General features: G+C 67.3%; 20 protein-coding genes and 1 pseudogene. 13 read left to right on the plus strand and 8 right to left on the minus strand.

Annotated elements, in window-relative coordinates; genetic code table 11:
• Positions 1-181: hypothetical protein (locus HLH48_RS22995; RefSeq protein ID WP_220795213.1), on the plus strand; the 181-nt coding region annotated here is incomplete at its 5' end.
• Between the two features lie 72 nt (positions 182-253).
• Here HLH48_RS22995 and HLH48_RS19525 read toward each other — a convergent pair.
• The 3 genes from HLH48_RS19525 to HLH48_RS19535 are packed head-to-tail and all read right to left on the minus strand — an operon-like array spanning position 254 to position 3,466.
• Entirely contained in the window at positions 254-1,411 is a 1,158-nt protein-coding gene (locus tag HLH48_RS19525) for a GNAT family N-acetyltransferase (protein WP_182999155.1), read from the minus strand.
• Between the two features lie 17 nt (positions 1,412-1,428).
• Entirely contained in the window at positions 1,429-1,893 is a 465-nt protein-coding gene (locus tag HLH48_RS19530) for a RidA family protein (protein ID WP_182999156.1), read from the minus strand.
• A 19-nt stretch (positions 1,894-1,912) separates the two neighbouring features.
• On the minus strand, positions 1,913-3,466 hold the full coding sequence (locus HLH48_RS19535) for a TSCPD domain-containing protein (protein WP_246387566.1): 1,554 nt from the start codon (positions 3,464-3,466) through the stop codon (positions 1,913-1,915).
• Positions 3,467-3,686: 220 nt separating this feature from the next.
• Here HLH48_RS19535 and HLH48_RS19540 point away from each other — a divergent pair, with 220 nt between their 5' ends.
• The 7 genes from HLH48_RS19540 (at position 3,687) to HLH48_RS19570 (ending at position 8,457) form a co-directional block, all read left to right on the plus strand.
• Positions 3,687-4,055 carry an NADH-ubiquinone oxidoreductase subunit NDUFA12 family protein gene (locus HLH48_RS19540; RefSeq protein WP_182999158.1) on the plus strand — a complete coding sequence of 123 codons (369 nt, stop codon included), beginning with the start codon at positions 3,687-3,689 and terminating at the stop codon, positions 4,053-4,055.
• Between the two features lie 103 nt (positions 4,056-4,158).
• On the plus strand, positions 4,159-4,701 hold the full coding sequence (mlaD, locus tag HLH48_RS19545; protein ID WP_182999159.1) for an outer membrane lipid asymmetry maintenance protein MlaD: 543 nt from the start codon (positions 4,159-4,161) through the stop codon (positions 4,699-4,701).
• The gene (locus HLH48_RS19550) at positions 4,698-4,922 is read left to right on the plus strand and encodes a hypothetical protein (RefSeq protein WP_182999160.1); all 225 of its coding nucleotides are present in this window, start codon (positions 4,698-4,700) and stop codon (positions 4,920-4,922) included. Before mlaD ends, HLH48_RS19550 begins: the two co-directional genes overlap by 4 nt.
• Entirely contained in the window at positions 4,919-5,755 is an 837-nt protein-coding gene (locus HLH48_RS19555) for a DUF2155 domain-containing protein (protein WP_343065452.1), read from the plus strand. The genes HLH48_RS19550 and HLH48_RS19555 overlap by 4 nt, the downstream gene beginning before the upstream one ends.
• A gap of 82 nt (positions 5,756-5,837) precedes the next feature.
• Positions 5,838-6,596 carry a trehalose-phosphatase gene (gene otsB, locus HLH48_RS19560; protein ID WP_182999161.1) on the plus strand — a complete coding sequence of 253 codons (759 nt, stop codon included), beginning with the start codon at positions 5,838-5,840 and terminating at the stop codon, positions 6,594-6,596.
• Positions 6,584-7,933, plus strand: a complete 1,350-nt coding sequence (locus HLH48_RS19565) for an alpha,alpha-trehalose-phosphate synthase (UDP-forming) (RefSeq protein WP_182999162.1) — start codon at positions 6,584-6,586, stop codon at positions 7,931-7,933. Before otsB ends, HLH48_RS19565 begins: the two co-directional genes overlap by 13 nt.
• On the plus strand, positions 7,930-8,457 hold the full coding sequence (locus HLH48_RS19570) for a disulfide bond formation protein B (RefSeq protein ID WP_182999163.1): 528 nt from the start codon (positions 7,930-7,932) through the stop codon (positions 8,455-8,457). The genes HLH48_RS19565 and HLH48_RS19570 overlap by 4 nt, the downstream gene beginning before the upstream one ends.
• Here HLH48_RS19570 and HLH48_RS19575 read toward each other — a convergent pair.
• Entirely contained in the window at positions 8,411-8,587 is a 177-nt protein-coding gene (locus HLH48_RS19575; RefSeq protein WP_182999164.1) for a DUF1328 domain-containing protein, read from the minus strand. The genes HLH48_RS19570 and HLH48_RS19575 overlap by 47 nt on opposite strands.
• Positions 8,588-8,771: 184 nt before the next feature.
• Between HLH48_RS19575 and HLH48_RS19580 the strand changes: the two genes are divergently transcribed.
• Both HLH48_RS19580 and HLH48_RS23370 read left to right on the plus strand, forming a co-directional pair.
• Positions 8,772-10,823, plus strand: a complete 2,052-nt coding sequence (locus HLH48_RS19580) for an NAD(+) synthase (protein ID WP_182999165.1) — start codon at positions 8,772-8,774, stop codon at positions 10,821-10,823.
• Between the two features lie 807 nt (positions 10,824-11,630).
• A pseudogene (locus tag HLH48_RS23370) lies at positions 11,631-11,893 on the plus strand (hypothetical protein).
• A 244-nt stretch (positions 11,894-12,137) separates the two neighbouring features.
• Here HLH48_RS23370 and HLH48_RS19585 read toward each other — a convergent pair.
• Both HLH48_RS19585 and HLH48_RS19590 read right to left on the minus strand, forming a co-directional pair.
• Complete coding sequence (locus HLH48_RS19585) at positions 12,138-12,308, minus strand: metallothionein (protein WP_182999166.1); 171 nt, start codon at positions 12,306-12,308, stop codon at positions 12,138-12,140.
• Complete coding sequence (locus tag HLH48_RS19590; RefSeq protein ID WP_182999167.1) at positions 12,305-12,631, minus strand: ArsR/SmtB family transcription factor; 327 nt, start codon at positions 12,629-12,631, stop codon at positions 12,305-12,307. Before HLH48_RS19590 ends, HLH48_RS19585 begins: the two co-directional genes overlap by 4 nt.
• A 466-nt stretch (positions 12,632-13,097) precedes the next feature.
• Between HLH48_RS19590 and HLH48_RS19595 the strand changes: the two genes are divergently transcribed.
• Positions 13,098-13,355: a type II toxin-antitoxin system ParD family antitoxin gene (locus tag HLH48_RS19595; RefSeq protein ID WP_182999168.1), complete on the plus strand. Its 258-nt coding sequence runs from the start codon at positions 13,098-13,100 to the stop codon at positions 13,353-13,355.
• Complete coding sequence (locus tag HLH48_RS19600; protein ID WP_182999169.1) at positions 13,352-13,648, plus strand: type II toxin-antitoxin system RelE/ParE family toxin; 297 nt, start codon at positions 13,352-13,354, stop codon at positions 13,646-13,648. The genes HLH48_RS19595 and HLH48_RS19600 overlap by 4 nt, the downstream gene beginning before the upstream one ends.
• A 475-nt stretch (positions 13,649-14,123) precedes the next feature.
• Here HLH48_RS19600 and HLH48_RS23380 read toward each other — a convergent pair whose 3' ends face one another.
• Complete coding sequence (locus HLH48_RS23380; RefSeq protein WP_306309933.1) at positions 14,124-14,378, minus strand: NAD(P)-dependent oxidoreductase; 255 nt, start codon at positions 14,376-14,378, stop codon at positions 14,124-14,126.
• Positions 14,379-14,514: 136 nt separating this feature from the next.
• Between HLH48_RS23380 and HLH48_RS19610 the strand changes: the two genes are divergently transcribed.
• Positions 14,515-14,736, plus strand: coding sequence for a LysR family transcriptional regulator (locus tag HLH48_RS19610; protein ID WP_182999171.1), 222 nt, complete (start codon positions 14,515-14,517; stop codon positions 14,734-14,736).
• 99 nt (positions 14,737-14,835) lie between these two features.
• Here HLH48_RS19610 and HLH48_RS19615 read toward each other — a convergent pair whose 3' ends face one another.
• A complete protein-coding gene (locus tag HLH48_RS19615) occupies positions 14,836-17,550 on the minus strand; it encodes a TonB-dependent receptor plug domain-containing protein (protein WP_343065453.1) in 2,715 nt (904 codons plus the stop codon).
• Positions 17,551-17,704: the final 154 nt, after the last annotated feature.

Genomic DNA, 17,704 nt, shown 5'->3' on the forward strand with positions numbered 1-17,704 from the left:
GATCTGCTCAAAACGCAGATCGAAAACGAACCCAAAAGTAGTCAATCAAATCGCCAAAAACCTGAAATCACCAGCCAAGCGTATCAATCAAGGGTTCTTCGATCCCTCCAGATTCGAATGGAACATACTGCGGATAGCGGCGCTATGGGCAGGACCGCGGGAAGACTTGGACGCAGGCTGAGCGCGGGCCGGACGGCAAGGCCCATCGCGCCAGCATCAAGCGCGGACGCGCCCTGCCGCACGATAAGACGGGCTAGTCCTCGCCCGCTGCGCGATAGGGCGACTGCGCATCCAGTTCCGCCATTTCGTGCAGCATGGCCTCGCGTTCGTGGACCACGAAATCGGCTACTGCGCGACGCAGGCCTGGGTGGGCGATCCAGTGGGCGGAATAGGTGGGGGTGGGGCGATAGCCGCGCTGGATCTTGTGCTGGCCCTGGGCGCCGGCCTCGACCCGGCGGAGGCCGTGGGCGATGGCGAAATCGATGGCGCGGTAATAGCACAGCTCGAAATGCAGGAACGGGTAGTCGCCGTCGCTGCCCCAGTTGCGGCCGTAGAGCGTGTCCGTGCCCATCAGGTTCAGCGCGCCGGCGACCGGCGTGCCGTCGCGTTCGGCCAGCATCAAGACCACGCGGTCGCCCAGCCGTTCCGACAGCAGGGGGAAGAATTCGGGCGTGAGATAGGCGCTGCCCCATTTGCGATCGACGGTGGCGGTGTAGAACCGGTAGAAATGCGCCCAGAGATCGGCGGTGATCGCGCGGCCCTGCACGGTGCGGAAGGTCAGGCCGCACTGGTTGGCGTCCCGTCGCTCGCGCTTCAGGACCTTGCGCTTGCGCGAGGCGAGGGTGGCCAGGAAATCGTCGAAGCTGGCATAGCCGCGATTGTCCCAGTGGAACTGGACACCCAGCCGTTGCAGCCAGCCGGCCTCGCCCAGCAGGGTATACTCGTCCTCGGTGCAGAAGGTGACGTGGACCGAGGACACGCCCAGCTCGTCGCCGGCCTGGCGCAGGGCGCCGGCCAGCGCCTGGCGCAGGCCGGACCGGTCGGCCACGTCGTCGCGCACCAGCAGCCGGGGGCCGGGCACCGGCGAGAACGGCACCGCGACCTGCAATTTGGGATAGTAATCGCCGCCGGCCTGTTCGAAGGCGCGTGCCCAGCCATGGTCGAAGACATATTCGCCATAGGAATGCGACTTGGCGTACATCGGCGCCGCCGCCAGCAGGCGGCCGGCGGCGTCGCGGATCGCGGCGTGCTGCGGCAGCCAGCCGGTGCGCCGGCCGGTCGATCCGCTGTCTTCCAGCGCCGAGAGAAAGGCGTGGCTGACGAACGGATTGTCGGAACCGGCGCAGGCATCCCACTCCGTCGCCGGGATGTCGGCGATGGCGGCGTGCAGGCTCAGGGTCAGGGCGGTCATGTCCGCGCCGTCCCGGGTCAGGCGATCTCGAACAGGCCTTCGACCTCGACCGCGGCGTCCAGCGGCAGGGACGGCACGCCGATGGTCGAGCGCGCGTGGCGCCCGGCCTCGCCGAAGATCGCGACCGCGAGGTCCGAGGCCCCGTTCATGACCGTGGCATGCTGGGTGAAGTCGGGCACGCAGGCGATGAAGCCGCCCAGGCGCACCACGCGGCGCACCCGCGACAGGTCGCCGATCGCGGCGCGGACCTGCGCGATCACGTTGATCATGCTGTAGCGGGCGGCTTCGACCCCGACCTCGACCGCGACATGCGCGCCGAGCTTGCCGGTGGCGAACAGCTTGCCGTCGACCAGCGGCAACTGGCCGGAGACGACCAGCAGGTCGCCGCTGCGTACGGTGCCGACATAGGTGGCGACGGGGGCGGAAGGGACGGGCAGGACGATGCCGTGCCGGTCCAGGCGGGTTTCCGGGGTCTCGGTCATGACGGAAGGCTCCTTGTCCTTAGCCGACCAGGCGAAGTCTGCCGCGCCGGCTGGGGGTGTTCCCCCTGGTCTCGGGGAAATCCAGCGGCAGCATCGGCGACGGGATGTCGGTCAGGTCGTCCTGATGCGGCGCGTCGGGCAGCTTGTGGCCCAGATACGCATCCGACAAGGCCCGGAACGCATAATCCAGCATCGACGTCGCATAGGAGGCCACCGGATCGCCCTCCACGGTGCCGGCGGGGCCGAAGCGGGTATAGGCGAACGCATCCACATACGCGCCCAGCGGCGCGCCGTATTGCAGGCCGATGCTGACGGCCTGGCCCAGCGCGTCCAGCAGGCCGCGCGTCATCGGCCCCTCGCGCGCCGGGGTGATGGCGACCTCGCCCAGCGATCCGTCCTCGTACTCCCCGGTGCGCACGAACAGGCGGTGGCCGCCGACGCTGGCCTTCTGCGTGAAGCCGCCGTGGCGGGCCGGCAGGTGCCGGCGCACGCCGCGATCCAGCGCCAGCCGGGCGCGCAGCGGCAGGGCGGTCGGGTCCGGCCGGGCGGGCATGCGGTCGACGAAGCCCGCCAGCGCGCGGTGCATCGCCCCGTGGGCCGCGGCATCGGGCAGGGGCAGCACGCTTTCGCCCGCCAGGGCGGCGGCGAAGGCGGCCTCGGGCGTCAGGCCGCGCGCGGTCAGGCGCGCCAGCGTGCTGGCGGCCAGCCGGCCGTCGGGCCGCAGCGGCGAGAAGACGGGGGCCAGGCCGCATGCCTCCGCCCCCAGCAGCGCGTCGATCGGGCCCGGCGCGGAAAAGCCGGTCTCGATCCGGGGCAGGGGGGTGTCGGTCTCGACCGCCGCGTCGCGCCAGACGGTGCGCGCGGTTTCCGCCAGGCCGGGCACCGCGCTGCCGGGCGCGGCGCTGCGCGCGGGCGGCAGCAGCAGGGTCTCGGCCCCGCATCCGGCATGCGCGACCGAGGTGGCCAGCGACGCCAGGCTGCAGGCCACGTCGCGGGCGGCGTCGCTGTCGTAATCCAGCCCCAGCGCCGCCAGGCAGGCATCGAGATTGCTCAGCAGCAGGTCGCCCGCCACCGGCGCCGGCTCGGCCAGGTGCAGTTCGGGCGGGGTGGCCACCGCCTTGCGCCCCTGCCGTGGCGGCGGGGGGGCGAGGTCGGGGAACGGGAGTTCGCCATTGCGCAGCGCGGCCTTGCGTTCGGCCACGTCGCGCAGCACCTGGCAGAGCAGGCGCAGCGCGGCGACGAAATCCTCGGCCAGGAAGCCGCTGCCGGGCTGTACGAAGCCCGCCAGATTGACGACGAAGCCGGGCCGCCGGTCGTGCTGGCCGGTCCACAGCGACTCGGTCGGCGCCGCCTGGCGGAGCATGAGCAGGCAGGACAGCGAGCGGGCCTGCGGGGCCAGGGGCCCCACGGCCAGATCGTCCACCCAGCGCCCGGCCTCGGCCGCCAGGCGCGCGGGCCCGCGGCCGGGAGCCAGGCGCGCCAGGGCCGCCGCCGCCTCGTCGTCCCAATCGGCGGGCAGGGTGACGGCGCGGGGGGCGTCGTCCGGGTCGGCGGCGGCCTGCGTGGTACGCATGCGGACGCCGTTCCAATGGCTTCGGGCTGTCATGGCCACTACTCTAGGCCCGCTTCGGGAGGGGGCGGAAGCCGTATATGGTAGGTGCGGGATGATACACACCACTGTATATTGTGGATATGGGGGATAAGTCGGAGGGACTGCGTTCCCGGTTTTGTGAAGAGGCGAGTCGCCGGGCGGCGGGTGGACCGGCCGCCGGAAAGCGGTCTATCCTGCGGCCATGGCAAATCTCGGCACCCGCATCTACACCAGGTTCAAGGGTCGGCTGGTCGGCAAGGATGCCGATGGCCGCAGCTATTACGAGGCGCGCACCGCGAATCGGACCGGCGGCGGGCTGAAGCGGCATGAGCGCTGGGTCATCTATCACAAGGGTGAGGACGCATCGGTCGTGCCGCCCGAATGGTGGGGCTGGCTGCATCATGTCGACGAGGCGCCGTTGCCCGAGAGCGCGCGCCAGCCGTGGCAGATTCCCTATACGGGAAACCTGACCGGCACGGTCGATGCCTATCGGCCGCCCGGCAGCGATTATCGCGGCGGTCGCCGCGCCCCCTCGACCAGCGATTACGAGGCCTGGCTTCCCGAAGGGTGAAACGGCGGGCGGAACCTGTTAAGGTCCCGCCGGGAGGTTGCCCGGGACACGCGATCCCGGGACACGCGATCTCGCCGCTGTGAATTTGGGGACAGAGTCAGATATGGTCAGTGCGGTCGCAGGCCGGAATTCGGCCGAACTTGCCGCAGGGTGCGGGGTTCTTGTGCTGCTGTGCGGCCTTCTGGCCCTTGCGGTGGTCGACAAGGGCCGCCGGCACGAAACCGGTTATCGGCTGCATGCCGCCTTCGACCATATCGACGGGTTGTCGGTGGGGTCGGACGTACGTCTGGCCGGAGTCACGGTGGGGCAGGTCGTCGACGAGCGGGTCGATCCCTCCGATTTCAAGGCGGAGGTCACCTTTACCGTCCGCCCCGATGTGCGCCTGCCGGTCGACAGCGCGGCCATCGTCACCAGCGACAGTCTGCTGGGCGGCAAATATATCGCCCTGTCGCCCGGGGGCAGCGACACGATGCTGCGGGCCGGCGGCGAGATGACCCAGACCCAGGGGGCGATCAGCCTGGAGCAACTGCTCAGCCGCTTCATCTTCTCGGTGACCGACACGATGACCAAGGCCAACCAGTCGCGCGCGAACCAGGGGGCCGCCGCCTCCCCGGGAGGCCACGCCGGAGGAAGCGACCTGCCATGAGCGATGCCGCCCTTCCGCCGCCGCCGGCCGTGTGGCGCCAGCCTGACGGCAGCCCGGTCTCGTGCCAGGACAAGATCCGGGTGCTGAGGGAGAATTATGCCGAACTGTGCGAGGTCATGCGCGATACGTTCGAGGATGCGGTGCTGATCGGTGTCGACGAGGACAGCATGCGGGGGCTGATCATGGAGGTCGCGGCGGCGCTGCGGAGCCCGCGATCGTGAGGCGGGACGACCGGAGCCTGCGTCGTCCGGCATCGCGCCGGGCCGGGGCCTTTCATGTGCCGCTGGCCGCCATGCTGGTCCTTGCGGCGTGGGCGGGGGGCGCGCGGGCGCAGCAGATCGTGGTTCCGCCCCCGATCTATCCCGCCGATACCTGGCAGGGGCGCAGCATCGCCACCGTGCGGGTGCTGGACACGCTGGATTCCAGCGTCCAGGTGCTGACGATTCCGGTCGGGCAGGATGCGGCCTTCCGGGCGTTGACGATCCATGTCGGGGCCTGCCGCGACCGGCCGCCGACGCTGGCCCCGGATGCCGCGGGGTGGCTGACGGTGCGCGACACGCGCCAGGACGGGCCCGGTTTCGACGGCTGGATGCTGGCGGGCGAGCCGTTTCTGGGCGTCTTCCAGGACCCGGTCTATGCCGTGCGCCTGATCGGGTGCGCGGGCGACCCGGTGGCGCCGGTTCCGCCGCCGCTGGCGGTTCTGGCGGCGGCCACCGCCGTGCCGGGCGACCAGGCGGCGGGAGCGCAGGGGGGTGGCGCGCCGGTGTCTGGGCCGTCGCCGCTGGCGGCGCCCGGGTCATCATCGCCGGCGGCGCCCGGGTCATCATCGCCGGCGGCGTCTGGACCGGCCTTGCCGGCGGCTCCCGCCGCGTCGCCGGCCGGCCAGCCCGTTATCGTGCCGGCCGCTCCCGTGCGTGCGCCGGCGCTGAGGGGTGCGCCGCTTTCGCTGTCGCCGCCCGACGATTCGGCCTCCGTCGCGCCGCCGGCGCAGTCGCGGCCCCAGCCCCTGTCGCAGCCTCAGCCGGGGCAGCCGCAATCTCTCCTGCCCCCCTGATGGGGGCGGGTGCTCGCCTGTCCCGCCGCGATCGGTGCGGGATGACAGTCCAGCCTTCGGCCCCAAGGAGTCCAGAATGCCCATGAGCCCGACGGATTATGCCGGCCCGGCCGGCCGATTCATGCCGCCTCCCGCCGAGGCCGCCCTGCTGCTGGATTTCGACGGTACGCTGGTCGATATCGCGCCGACCCCGGAATCGGTGGTGGTGCCGCCCGGCCTGCCGGATGTCCTGCGGCGGCTGCGCGAGAAATGCGGCGGCGCGCTGGCGGTGATTTCGGGCCGCGCGGTGGATCAGATCGATCATTTCCTGGGCGACGCGCCCTTCGCCGTGGCCGGCGAGCACGGGCTGGCGGTGCGGCACCGCCCGGATGGGCCGATCGTGCGGACCGAGCAGCCGGCCATGCCCTCGACCTGGCTGCCGGCCGCCGAGGCGCTGGCCGCCCGGCACCCCGGCGTGCGGATCGAGCGCAAGCCGGCGGGCTTCGTCCTGCATTTCCGCGCGGCGCCGGAAGTGGCGGACCTGCTGCGCGAGGCCGCGGAGTCGTGGGTGGCGAGCACCCATGGGCGCTTTCATGTCCAGGCGGCCAAGATGGCGTGGGAGATCCGCCCCCACGGGGTGGACAAGGGCCATGCGGTGGCGGCGCTGATGCAGTCGCCGCCCTTTGCCGGGCGCCATCCGGTGTTCGTCGGCGACGATGTGACGGATGAGGACGGCATCCGCGCGGCCGAGGCGCTGGGTGGAGCGGGCTTCCGCATTCCCCGCGATTTTCCCGATCCGGCCGCCTTTCGCGCGTGGCTGGCGGCGCTGTCGGCGGGAGGGATGGCGTCATGGGGCGGCTGATCATCGTATCCAACCGGGTGCCGTCGCCGCGCGAGCGCCTACAGCCGGCCGGCGGCCTGACGGTGGGGTTGAAGGACGCGCTGCGCGGCGGCTCGTCGCTGTGGTTCGGCTGGTCGGGCAACCAGTCCGAATGCGAGGGCGATCCGGTGGCGGGCATCGACGAGGTCGATGGCGTGACCTATGCCACGATCGACCTGACGGCGCGGCAGCATGAGGGATTCTACCAGAATTTCTCCAACGGCATCCTGTGGCCCCTGTTTCATTACCGTGTCGGGCTGATGAGCTATTCCCGCCGCGACTGGCAGACCTATCTGGAGGTCAATGCCATGTTCGCGCGCTGCCTGCGGCCGCTGCTGCGGCCCGACGACGTGATCTGGGTCCATGATTACCACCTCTTTCCGCTGGGCCAGGCGCTGCGCGACCTGGGTGTGACGGGGCGGATCGGCTTCTTCCTGCATATTCCCGTCCCGCCCTGGAGCCTGGTGCGCTCGATGCCCGGGGCGGAGCTGCTGCTGGAGGACATGCAGGCCTACGACCTGATCGGGGTGCAGACCGAGGAGGACGCGGACAATCTGAACCATGCCTTCCGTGTGAACGGGCTGACCGAGCGGGCGGGGGCCTTTCCGATCGGGATCGACCCGCACGAATTCCGCGAACAGGCCGAAGCCGGGGTCCGGCGCGAGGAGGCCGAGCGCCTGCGCGCCAGCCTGCGGGGGGCGGCGCTGATCCTGGGGGTCGACCGGCTGGATTATTCCAAGGGCCTGCCCGAGCGCTTCAGGGGCTATGAAGCGTTCATGGCCCGTTACCCCGAGCATCGGGGCAAGGTGACCTTTCTCCAGGTCGCGCCGGTATCGCGCGGTGACGTGGAGGAATATCAGCAGCTCCGCCGCCAACTGGACGAACTGACGGGGCGGATCAACGGGGCCTATGCCGAGTTCGACTGGACGCCGATCCGCTACCTGACGCGGCCGGTGGCGCGGGACATCCTTGCCGGGTTCTATCGCATGGCCGATGTGGCGCTGATCACGCCGCTGCGCGACGGGATGAACCTGGTGGCGAAGGAATATGTCGCGGCGCAGGACGCGGCCGATCCCGGCGTGCTGGTGCTGTCGCATTTCGCGGGCGCGGCCCCGGAAATGGACGAGGCGGTGCTGGTGAACCCGTACGATGCCGACGAGATCGCCGATGCGCTGCACCAGGCGCTGACCATGGGGCTGGAGGAGCGCCAGCGGCGCTGGACCCGCCTGGACGAGGATGTGCGCCGGACCACGGCGGGATTCTGGGCGCGGGATTTCCTGCATGCGCTCGACGAGGCGGCGCCGGTGGCGACCCCATGATGCGGCGTGGGTATGGCATGGGGCGGGGCGGCATGGGACGGGGGCCAGGCGTGGTGCTGGCGCTGGCGGGGCTGGCCGCCCTGGGAGTGGCCGCGTGGGCCGAGCATGGGCTGGGCGAGGTGCCGTGCGGGCTGTGCCTGTGGGAACGCTGGCCGTGGCGCGTGCTGGTGGTGCTGGGCCTGTTCGCCGCCCTGGCGCGCGGCCAGGGGGCGCGGGCCATGCTGTGGCTGGCCGTTCCGGTGATGCTGGCGGCCTGCGGCCTGTCGGCGGTTCATGTCGGGGTGGAGCAGGGGTGGTGGCCCAGCCCGCTGCCGGAATGCCGCGCCCCGGTGTTTCACCCCGGCAGTTTCGCCGAACGGCTGGCGGCGATGCCGCTGCGCCCGGCGAAACCCTGCGACGCGCCGAACTATCTGATCGGCGGGCTGCCCCTGTCCATGACCGCGATGGACGGGGTATACGCGGCCTGCGTGCTGCTGGTCATAGCGTTCTGCCTCTTCCGCGGCCGAAGATCAGGCCGACGATGAACAGGACGAGGAAGATGAAGAACAGGATCTTGCCGATATAGGCGAAGTCGGCCGCGAAGCCGCCGAAGCCGAGGGCGGCCGACACCAGGGCCAGGACCAGGAAAATCAGCGTCCAGCGTAGAAAATCCATCCGGATATCCTCCGATTCATGTGTCTGGACCGGGCGGTCCGTCAGGGCTTCAATAGCGCGCCGTCGCCAGGGTTGCGTTTCCCCCCGGGCGATTCCTGCGCTACGACCCGTTATGGCGTGGTTGTGATGGGTTTTCGGGCCTGTCGGGCGCGGTTCGGGTATTTCAACAGGCGGGTGACAGATCGTGCCGGATTTCCGCTCTCTCTACCGTCAGGGGTTCGCGCGGGTGGCGGGGTGTACGCTGCCCGTGGCGCTGGCGGACCCGGCGGCCAATGTTGCGCGGATGGCCGACATGGTGCGCGCGTGCGACGCCCAGGGCGTGGCGCTGGCCGTCTTTCCCGAACTGGGCGTGTCGGGCTATGCGATCGACGATCTGCGCCAGCAGGACGTGCTGCTGGACGCGGTCGGCGGCGCGCTGGCGGCGCTGGCGGCGGCGACCGCCGGCCTGATGCCGGTGGTGGTGGCCGGGGCGCCGCTGCGGTGGGGCGACGCGCTGTATAATTGCGCGGTGGTGCTGCATCGCGGCACCATCCTGGGGGTGGTGCCCAAGAGCTATCTGCCGAACTACCGCGAATTCTACGAGGCCCGGCATTTCGTCGCCGGGGCCGGGCTGCGCGGCCAGACGATCCATGTCGCTGGCCAGACCGCCCCGTTCGGCACCGACCTGCTGTTCGAGGCCGAGGACCTGCCCGGCTTCGTGATCGGTGTCGAGATCTGCGAGGATGTGTGGGTGCCCGTGCCCCCCAGCACGGACGCGGCGCTGGCGGGAGCGACGGTGATCGCCAACCTGTCGGCCAGCGACATCACGGTGGGCAAGGCCGAACAGCGCGACCTGCTGTGTCGTTCGCAATCGATGCGGGCAATGTGCGCCTATGTCTATGCCGCGGCGGGCGAGGGGGAATCGACCACCGACCTGGCGTGGGACGGGCAGGTCTCGATCTATGAAAATGGCGGGCTGCTGGCTGAGACGGAGCGTTTTCCGCAGGGGCCGCACCGCGCGGTGGCCGATGTCGACCTCGACCTGCTGAGGCAGGAGCGCGCGCGCATGGGGACGTTTGCCGATTGCCGGACGGCGCGGCATGGCGACGCGTGGCGGCGGATCGGCTTCGCGCTGGCGCCGCCGGCGGGGGATCTGAGGCTGTTGCGCCGGATCGAGCGTTTTCCGTTCGTGCCCAGCGACCCGGCGCGGCTGGAGCAGGATTGCTTCGAGGCCTGGACGATCCAGGTCTCGGCGCTGAAGCAGCGGCTGGTGGCCACCGGCGCGCGGCGCATGGTGATCGGGGTGTCGGGGGGACTGGATTCGACCCAGGCGCTGCTGGTGGCGATCCGGGTCGCCGACGAGCTGTGCCTGGGGCGCGACGCGGTGCTGGCCTATACCATGCCCGGGTTCGGGACCAGCCCCGGCACGCAAGCCAACGCCATGGCGCTGATGCAGGCGCTGGGGGTGGCGGCGGCCGAACTGGATATCCGCCCGACCGCGCGGATGATGCTGGAGGAGATGGGCCACCCCTTCGCCCGGGGCGTGCCGCAGTACGACGTGACGTTCGAGAACGTGCAGGCCGGGCTGCGCACCGATTTCCTGTTCCGCCTGGCCAACCAGCATGGCGGCATCGTGATCGGCACCGGTGACCTGTCGGAACTGGCGCTGGGCTGGTGTACCTATGGCGTCGGCGACCAGATGTCGCACTACAACGTCAATGCCGGCCTGCCCAAGACGCTGATCCAGCATCTGATCCGCTGGGTCGTGGCCTCGCGCCGGGTCGAGGACGGGGCGGCGCGGGTGCTGGAGGCGATCCTGGACACCGAGATTTCGCCCGAACTGGTCCCTGCCGGCGCCGGCGAGGCGCTGCAAAGCACCGAGGCGACGATCGGGCCCTATGCGTTGCAGGATTTCACGCTGTACCATGTGCTGCGTCATGGGTTCCGGCCCTCGCGCATCGCCTACATGGCCGAGATCGCCTGGCGCGATCCGGCGGAGGGGGCGTGGCCGCCGGGCTTTCCCGCCGATCGGCGCGTGGCCTACGACCTGCCTGCCATCCGGCACTGGCTGTCGGTGTTCCTGAACCGCTTTTTCGGGTTCAGCCAGTTCAAGCGCTCGGCGATGCCCAACGGGCCGAAAGTGGTGGCCGGTGGCGCGCTGTCGCCGCGTGGCGACTGGCGCGCGCCGTCGGACGGGAATGCGCGGCTGTGGCTGGAGGAACTGGAGCGCAACGTGCCCCGGGCCGAGAGCGTGTGAAGGGCTCTTCCTGCTCCGGTGAAAGAGAAGGAAGAGGATTTCATTCTCTCGTTCGTCGGTCATGAAGCCGATGGCATGGCGCATCACCGCGGGAATTTGCCAGGACCCGCATCGTCGCAACCATGTCCATCATAAATCGCTCTTAAGATCAGAAATCACCATTCATCTCAGCAAGGCGGCCTTCACCGGACGGATACGGTCTCCCGCCTCCCGGTTTTTTGAGACACTCGATAAGCACATGAGGAACGTGCGGAGGTGTTGCGATGACGAACGACCTGAAGAACGAGCCGAAACGGCCGGGACATGGCGGACGGATGTCGCGATCATGCGCGGCGCAAATCCGCACGAAGCTGGCACGACGAGGGCATCGCCCGGGCCGAAGGCGGTTATCTCAAACTTCTCCTTGAAAGGGTGAGAATAGAGGGGGAGTTCTGCTGCAAAAAATCCTACTGTGCAGGCTGGAAGGGCAGAAAACCGCTCTCAAACTGAAAAGCCTGCACACGACCGACCCGGCCCGCACACAGAAAGACAGGGCGCGACCGCGCTTTGTCGCCCGACGTGGCCGGCTGTTTTGTCTTGCCATCCTCTTTTTATTCTTTCTGATGTCGGTCGAATACCTGAATCTCTGCTGAAAAATCCGTGCTGAGGTAGTGGAAACCCACAGTGATGGCCAATGGACCGCGCTGCGTTACTCTTGATTCCCCAAGCATCGGATTGCGAACCAGAAATATGCACTCCTCTTGCTGCCGATCTGCGCGGATTTCGTCATTCGGCCGCCGTGTCTGCATCATTGGACGTGGACCGAAAATGACCGGTCAGCGGCGCGTGATTGCTTACGTTCTGTCCGAGGCGGATGACCATCCCGACGTTGAGGAACTGTAGCGCCGCGCCTGTCTATCGGACCGTCCGGATTTTTGAGGAACAGGGCATTCTCCAGCGTCGGAATTGTGGCAGCGGTCGCGCCCGCGGAACTGGACGCGCTTTCGCAGACAATCGCGGAGCGGATTGGGTATGATCTGGTCACGACACGACTGGAAATGTACGGACAAACGGGAAAAGCATGCGCCTGATGATGCGCGGGGGAACCGTCTTGCTCCTTGCGTCCTGAGCCATACAGGCATGCCCGGTTTTGCTGGCCTTGCTGCCTCCGGGGCGAGCGCGCAGCGCGGGAGCGCCGTAGGCCGTCCGTAGGACGGCGGAGTGTGTCGCGAAGGACCAGCCGGAAAGGACAGGGCAGGGCGGCGGGGGTGATCGTGGTTGTCAGATCTGGTCCTGCCAGCCCGCAGGCCCGCAGGCCAGCAGGACCAGCTAAAATCAGCCGTGACAGGCGCATCCGGCGTGATGGCATCCGGCTCCATCCTTGTGATGCGTCGCACAAGCGTCGTCACAATAGATGCGGCCATCTTTCTTGATGCCATTGCTGACGCTGACCACGCACACGCAGTCAGGGCAGGCACATTTTACGGATTCAATGGTAACGCTCATGAGTCTTCTCCTTCGGTGATGGCTTCATCCACGTCATGCGGTTCGGTGACGTGTTCGATCATGTTGGTCAGCATTTGCCGGACATGACAGTCCGGCAGGTCATAGAACACCTGTTTGCCGCGCCGCGTTCCCTTGAGCAGGCGCGCGCTGCGGAGCAGACGGAGATGATGCGAAGTCAGTGAGGGACTGAGGTCCAGTGTTTCCGCGATGTCTCCGACGCTCATGGGCTGGGAGAGGCACGATGCGACAATGCGCAGCCGGTTCGGATCGCCAAGCAGGCGGAACATTTCTCCGAGTTCGGTGGCATGATCCGGTGTCAGCATCTTCTTTCCAAACAAGTGAACAGGTATTCATTTATAGACATGAAGGCAGGAGAGCAAGCTTTTTTCCGGAGGAATGGGACGGTGAGAGGCTGGGAGGGGGAAGAATTGAGCGGGCAAGCCATACGAATGGGCCCGGTTTCGCCGGCCTTGCTGGCTCCGGGCGAGCGCGGCGCGGGAGCGCCATAGGCCGTCCATGGGACGCCGGACCAGGCCGCGAAGGCGCGGTGCGATGGACTGGTGTTTGCCCTGGCGGGTGCGTTGGACCGTCAGATTGCCCGTGAAGAGTGCCCCCAGCGGAAACTCGGACGGGCCGCCAACGACAATCGTCCTCTTCCCGACCTTCGTCCGGCGGGAAGGACAGGCCGGAAAGAGAAGAGGTCACTTGCCGCCGGACGCGCTTTTCCGTTGCGGCACGCCGGTCTAATAACTATTATCAAAGCCCGATCGATCTTCAGGGAGACGGATCATGATCAGCGCCGATCTGGGTGAGCAGCTTGAGCGCTTCGTCACGGACATGGTGTCCTCCGGGCGCTACAACTCCAAGAGTGAGGTTTTGCGCGAAGGCGTCCGCCTGATCCAGGATCGCGAAACCCGTCTGGCGGCGCTGGATGCCTCAGTGATGCGCGGGCTGGCCGAAATCAACAGCGGCACCGCCAAACCGGGTGACGCTGTATTCGACCGACTGGAAGCGAAGTATCGCGCGATGGCTGAACACGGGCAATGATCGTCCGCTTCACGTCGGACGCCGAGGACGATCTGGAAGCCATCGGCGATTACATTGCGCGCGACAACCCGATGCGGGCTGTCGGTTTCCTACGGGAACTGAAAGCCTGCTGTTTGGAACTGGTTTCTCTGCCGCATGCTTGGCCGCTTGTTACCCGTTACGCTTCGAAGGGCATTCGACGACGGATTTATGGAGATTATGTGGTATTCTACCATCCCGGCCCGGCGGCGCTGACGATCCTTCGCGTGCTGCATGGAGCCAGGGATTATGCGGAGATCATCCTGGATCAATAACCTGCCGGTCTGCGCGGTCCGACCGGACAAGGAGGAAACCGCCATGACCCGTGTAGTTCTTTATGTCCGCTATTCGTCCGGCAATCGGAGGGCGGCCTCCATCGAGGACCAGTAGCGGCTTTGCGATGAAATGGCCGTCCACGCGGGCTGGCCCATTGTGCAGGACCTACCGGGACGCAGCCATCTCCGGGACCAGCATGATCCTGAGCCCCGGCAGCGGCGCAAAGGCGGAACATTCCGCCCTTATGATAAAGGCCATCGCCTGTCGCCGATGCCTGCACCTGGACGGATTTGCAGGCCCCGCTCGACCATCTGGACACGCTGCCGCTCGGCCCCGACATCGTGCCGATGATCCCGCATTCCATGGCGCGCGACGCATCGCCCAGGTGGATGCCGGCGCGGTCGCGCGAATCGCGGCCGTCGGTTCCGTCATCCGTCAGACCATATTCTTTCGTGATCCTTTCGTGGGGGAGCGTCAGTATCCGCGCGCGGTGTCGTATAGAAGGGCTGGGCGCTGGCCTCGCTCGCACTGCGCGATGACGTCGGCGATATAACGGGCGTGGTCCTCGCGCGAGGCTTCCGACGCCGCGTGGGGTGTGATGGTGATTCGGGGATGGTCCCACAGGGGCGAGCGGGTATCCAGCGGTTCGTGACGGAAGACGTCCAGCACCGCGCCGCCCAGATGGCCGGAATCGAGGGCGGCGGCCTGCCCGAGATGGCCGAAACCCATGATTCCGACGGGGGTTTCGGCGGCGACCCGGGTAATCAGGTCCCGTCGGAAGATATGGCGTTCCTGCGGACATGTTGTCCGAGGATTTCGTGACCTATGATGCCGACCAGGTCGGCGCGCCCCTGTCGTTCCTGACATGGTTTCGCGAGACGGAGGGATTCAACGGCCGGCCGGTCGCGTCATCGGCTGCCTGCCGGAGCATATCGCGCAGCCCGATGTGGAGAACGGCCAGCTCTGGCGGCTACCGCCCAAGGCCGGGGTCGCCGATGCCGATATCCGCCTGATATGGAATGAGGCTGCGCAATATTCCAGGGCCGAGCAGACCTTCATCGACGAAATGAACAAGTTCTTTTCCTGACGGGGGCATGTGCCAGGCGCGGTCAGGCGGGCCCCGGTGTGAGGGGCGCGCACCCAGCCTGCCGGCCAACGATACCGATCGGTCCTGTGGCCCCCGGTCCTACTGGAGTTCCAGGCGAATGCCGCCGCGGAAGGTCCGTCCGAGCAGGCTGCTGTAGGTGCTGTCGGCGGCGAGGCCGCTTTCGGGCACGATGACCGGACCCGCATTGGCCAGGTTGGTGACATTCAGGAAGACCTGCATGTTGCCGAAATTACTGTATTTGAGCTTGTAGGTGAAGTTCATGTCGAAATAGAAGTTTCCCTTGACATGATTGTAGTCGATCGTTGGGAAGTAGGCGTTGTAGGCGGGGCAGTTGGTGGTGCATTGCACGTAGCTGTTCGAATAGTTGCCGGCGCTGATGCCGCGGGCGACGGCGGTCACGTTGAAGCGGGACGTGTCGTAGGACGCCGAGAAGCGATAGATCCATTTCGGCGGCCCGGTGGTGATGTCGCCCGCCGTGTCGATCGCGGGGCTGAGGCCGGAATCGGCGACATAGCTGAGATAGTTGCTGGCCTGACCGTGCAGCGTGAAGAACCCGTCCGCCTTGGGCAAAATACGACGGACCGGGAACTGGTATGTCGCGTCGATGTCGATGCCGCTGGTCGTGATCTGGCTGAAATTGAAGGGGCTGGCGCTGAAGAGCAGGTCGCGCTGGCCCGAGGGGTCGGGGCGGAACGCGGAGCAGAAGCTCTGATTGCCCTGGTAGCACTGATCGATGATATCCTGCGAGTAGAACTGCTGGATGGCGTTTTTCAGCCTGGTATGGAACCAGTCCACCGAGATGGAAAGACCGGGCGCGAAGCGCGGCGTGATGACCGAGCCGACCACCGTGGTATCGGCTTTTTCAGGCTTGAGCTGGCTATTGCCCGTCGTCGTTTCCAGGACGGTGTCGGTGTTTCCGGTCCAGGGGTCCAGGACGGTGGTCGTGCGCGATGTTCCGGCCTGGTACAGCTCGTTGATGTTCGGGGCGCGGATGTCACGCGATCGGGTGGCACGGAACAGGATGTCCGGGACGGGCTGCCAGACGGCGCCGATTTTCCATGTCGTGACGTAGCCGGACGTGGAATAGTCGGTGCCGCGCACCGCGCCGTTGAAGGAAAGCCCCCTGGCGAGGGGAACGTTCGTTTCGAGATAGGCTTCCTTGACATCGTAGCTGCCGAAGGTCGGCAGGAAGTTGCCGACCGACCAGCCCGACTGATATTGCGCCGGCACGTAGCCGGAGACCCTTTCGTCCCGGTATTCGCCGCCCACGGCGACGTTCACGTCGCCGGCCCAGGTGGCGAAGGGCGTCATGGACAGGTTGACGCCTGAAACGATTTCCTCGAATTTTTCGTCGCGCCAGGGATTGCCCAGCGCATAGTCGATGGACGATGCCGACATCACGCCGGTGCCCAGCCAGTCGATCGGCGAGCAGCCATTGCCCGGGCTGGTCAGCGTCGAACGGCATACGATCGTGCTGGCCGGGATGCCGGCGGCGTTGCCCGCGGGCGCGCGCACGGCGTCGGTCGCGTTCGCGATCCTGGACGTGTTCATGACGTTGTAGATCTGTTCGTGCGTGCGTGTGGCGCTGTACTGGGCGTAGGCGCTCCAGGAGGCGCGCTTGCCGAACATGGTGAAATTGCCCTCGCCTCCGAACGTGTAGCGCTGCACGTTCCGCCGGTTGTCGGTCCTGCGATAGGGCATGTCATGGGCCGTCGTGCCCAGTGTCGCGGACGAGACCCCCTGGAGCGCGTCCGGGCCCAGCGCATCCATCAGATAGGCATTGTCGCCCTTCAGCTTGATGGTGGTGAGATATTGCGGGCCGGCGTTATAGATATACTCGCTCTCGTTATAGGCGCCTTCCGCATACAATGTCATCCACGGGGCCACGTCGTAGCTGACGCGGCCGTAGAGGTTCTTCCGGTCGCTGCCGGGGGACAGGCCGATATTGCGGCCATTGTCCGCCAGGGCATAATCGCCGCCGAGCGACGTGGTGGATGTCGAGTACGAGCCGTAATTATAGTGGTTAACGCTGCCGCCCGGTCCGAAATAGAGCCCCCTCAGCGAATTGGCGACCGGCCCGACCGACGCGTTGATGATGCCGCCCGGCAGGGCATTGTTGGTTCCGGCAGGGCCCCGCACGATATAGTAGGGCTGGCCGTTGCCCGCCGCATAGGCGGGGTTGGCGATGATCCGGCTGTCGTTCTCGTTCCATGAGCGGGTCACGCTGTAGATGCCGTCCTGGTGCGCATAGTCGCCGCTCAGCAGCACATGGCCCTTGTCGTGGGCGAAGCCGAAGCCACCCGCGACCGAGGTCGAGTAGTTGGTGCCGTCGCCGTAGGTCGAGACGCCCGAATCGGCATTGACCTTCAGGCCGGTATAGGTCTTGTCGAGTATGAAGTTGGTCACGCCCGCGACGGCGTCCGAGCCATATTGCGCGGATGCGCCGCCCGTCACGACGTCCACCCTCTTCACGAGCTGTTGCGGCAGCGTGTTGATATCGACGATGCCCGTGATGGCGGACGGCGCGGTACGCCGGCCGTCGAGCAGCACGAGCGAACGGACCGCGCCGAGATTGCGCAGGTTGAGGGCATTGATGCCCGCCGTCCCGCCACTGAGCGCCAGGCGGGAGTTCTGCGGCGTCGTGCTGCCCGCGAACTGGGGCAGCTCGTTGACGAGATCCGCGAGATTGTTGGTCGGCGACTGGTTCTGGATGTCGCTCAGCGTCAGGGTGCTGACGGGTGTCGGCGTCTTGGCATGGGCGTTGGCGATCCGGCTTCCGGTCACCGTGATCACTTCGTCGTTCGTCGATTTGCCCGCTATGGGCGCGCCGGGTGACGTGTTCGCGTTTCCGCTTTTCCTGGCCTTGGCGTCTTTGGTCTCTGTATCCGACACGGGCGCGGCGGATGCCGTGTTGAGGGAAATAACGGCTGCTCCGACGAGAAGTGAT

Origin of the sequence: Gluconacetobacter sacchari (assembly GCF_014174255.1) — a bacterium.
GTDB lineage: Bacteria > Pseudomonadota > Alphaproteobacteria > Acetobacterales > Acetobacteraceae > Gluconacetobacter > Gluconacetobacter sacchari.

Coding starts and splice junctions, on each gene's coding strand:
- otsB (WP_182999161.1), top strand. CDS start 5,838: ATGAGCCCGACGGATTATGCCGGCCCGGCCGGCCGATTCATGCCGCCT.
- HLH48_RS19535 (WP_246387566.1), bottom strand. CDS start 3,466: ATGCGTACCACGCAGGCCGCCGCCGACCCGGACGACGCCCCCCGCGCC.
- HLH48_RS19565 (WP_182999162.1), top strand. CDS start 6,584: ATGGGGCGGCTGATCATCGTATCCAACCGGGTGCCGTCGCCGCGCGAG.
- HLH48_RS19595 (WP_182999168.1), top strand. CDS start 13,098: ATGATCAGCGCCGATCTGGGTGAGCAGCTTGAGCGCTTCGTCACGGAC.
- HLH48_RS19600 (WP_182999169.1), top strand. CDS start 13,352: ATGATCGTCCGCTTCACGTCGGACGCCGAGGACGATCTGGAAGCCATC.
- HLH48_RS19530 (WP_182999156.1), bottom strand. CDS start 1,893: ATGACCGAGACCCCGGAAACCCGCCTGGACCGGCACGGCATCGTCCTG.
- HLH48_RS23380 (WP_306309933.1), bottom strand. CDS start 14,378: ATGGGTTTCGGCCATCTCGGGCAGGCCGCCGCCCTCGATTCCGGCCAT.
- HLH48_RS19585 (WP_182999166.1), bottom strand. CDS start 12,308: ATGAGCGTTACCATTGAATCCGTAAAATGTGCCTGCCCTGACTGCGTG.
- HLH48_RS19590 (WP_182999167.1), bottom strand. CDS start 12,631: ATGCTGACACCGGATCATGCCACCGAACTCGGAGAAATGTTCCGCCTG.
- HLH48_RS19575 (WP_182999164.1), bottom strand. CDS start 8,587: ATGGATTTTCTACGCTGGACGCTGATTTTCCTGGTCCTGGCCCTGGTG.
- HLH48_RS19550 (WP_182999160.1), top strand. CDS start 4,698: ATGAGCGATGCCGCCCTTCCGCCGCCGCCGGCCGTGTGGCGCCAGCCT.
- HLH48_RS19525 (WP_182999155.1), bottom strand. CDS start 1,411: ATGACCGCCCTGACCCTGAGCCTGCACGCCGCCATCGCCGACATCCCG.
- mlaD (WP_182999159.1), top strand. CDS start 4,159: ATGGTCAGTGCGGTCGCAGGCCGGAATTCGGCCGAACTTGCCGCAGGG.
- HLH48_RS19610 (WP_182999171.1), top strand. CDS start 14,515: ATGGTTTCGCGAGACGGAGGGATTCAACGGCCGGCCGGTCGCGTCATC.
- HLH48_RS19570 (WP_182999163.1), top strand. CDS start 7,930: ATGATGCGGCGTGGGTATGGCATGGGGCGGGGCGGCATGGGACGGGGG.
- HLH48_RS19540 (WP_182999158.1), top strand. CDS start 3,687: ATGGCAAATCTCGGCACCCGCATCTACACCAGGTTCAAGGGTCGGCTG.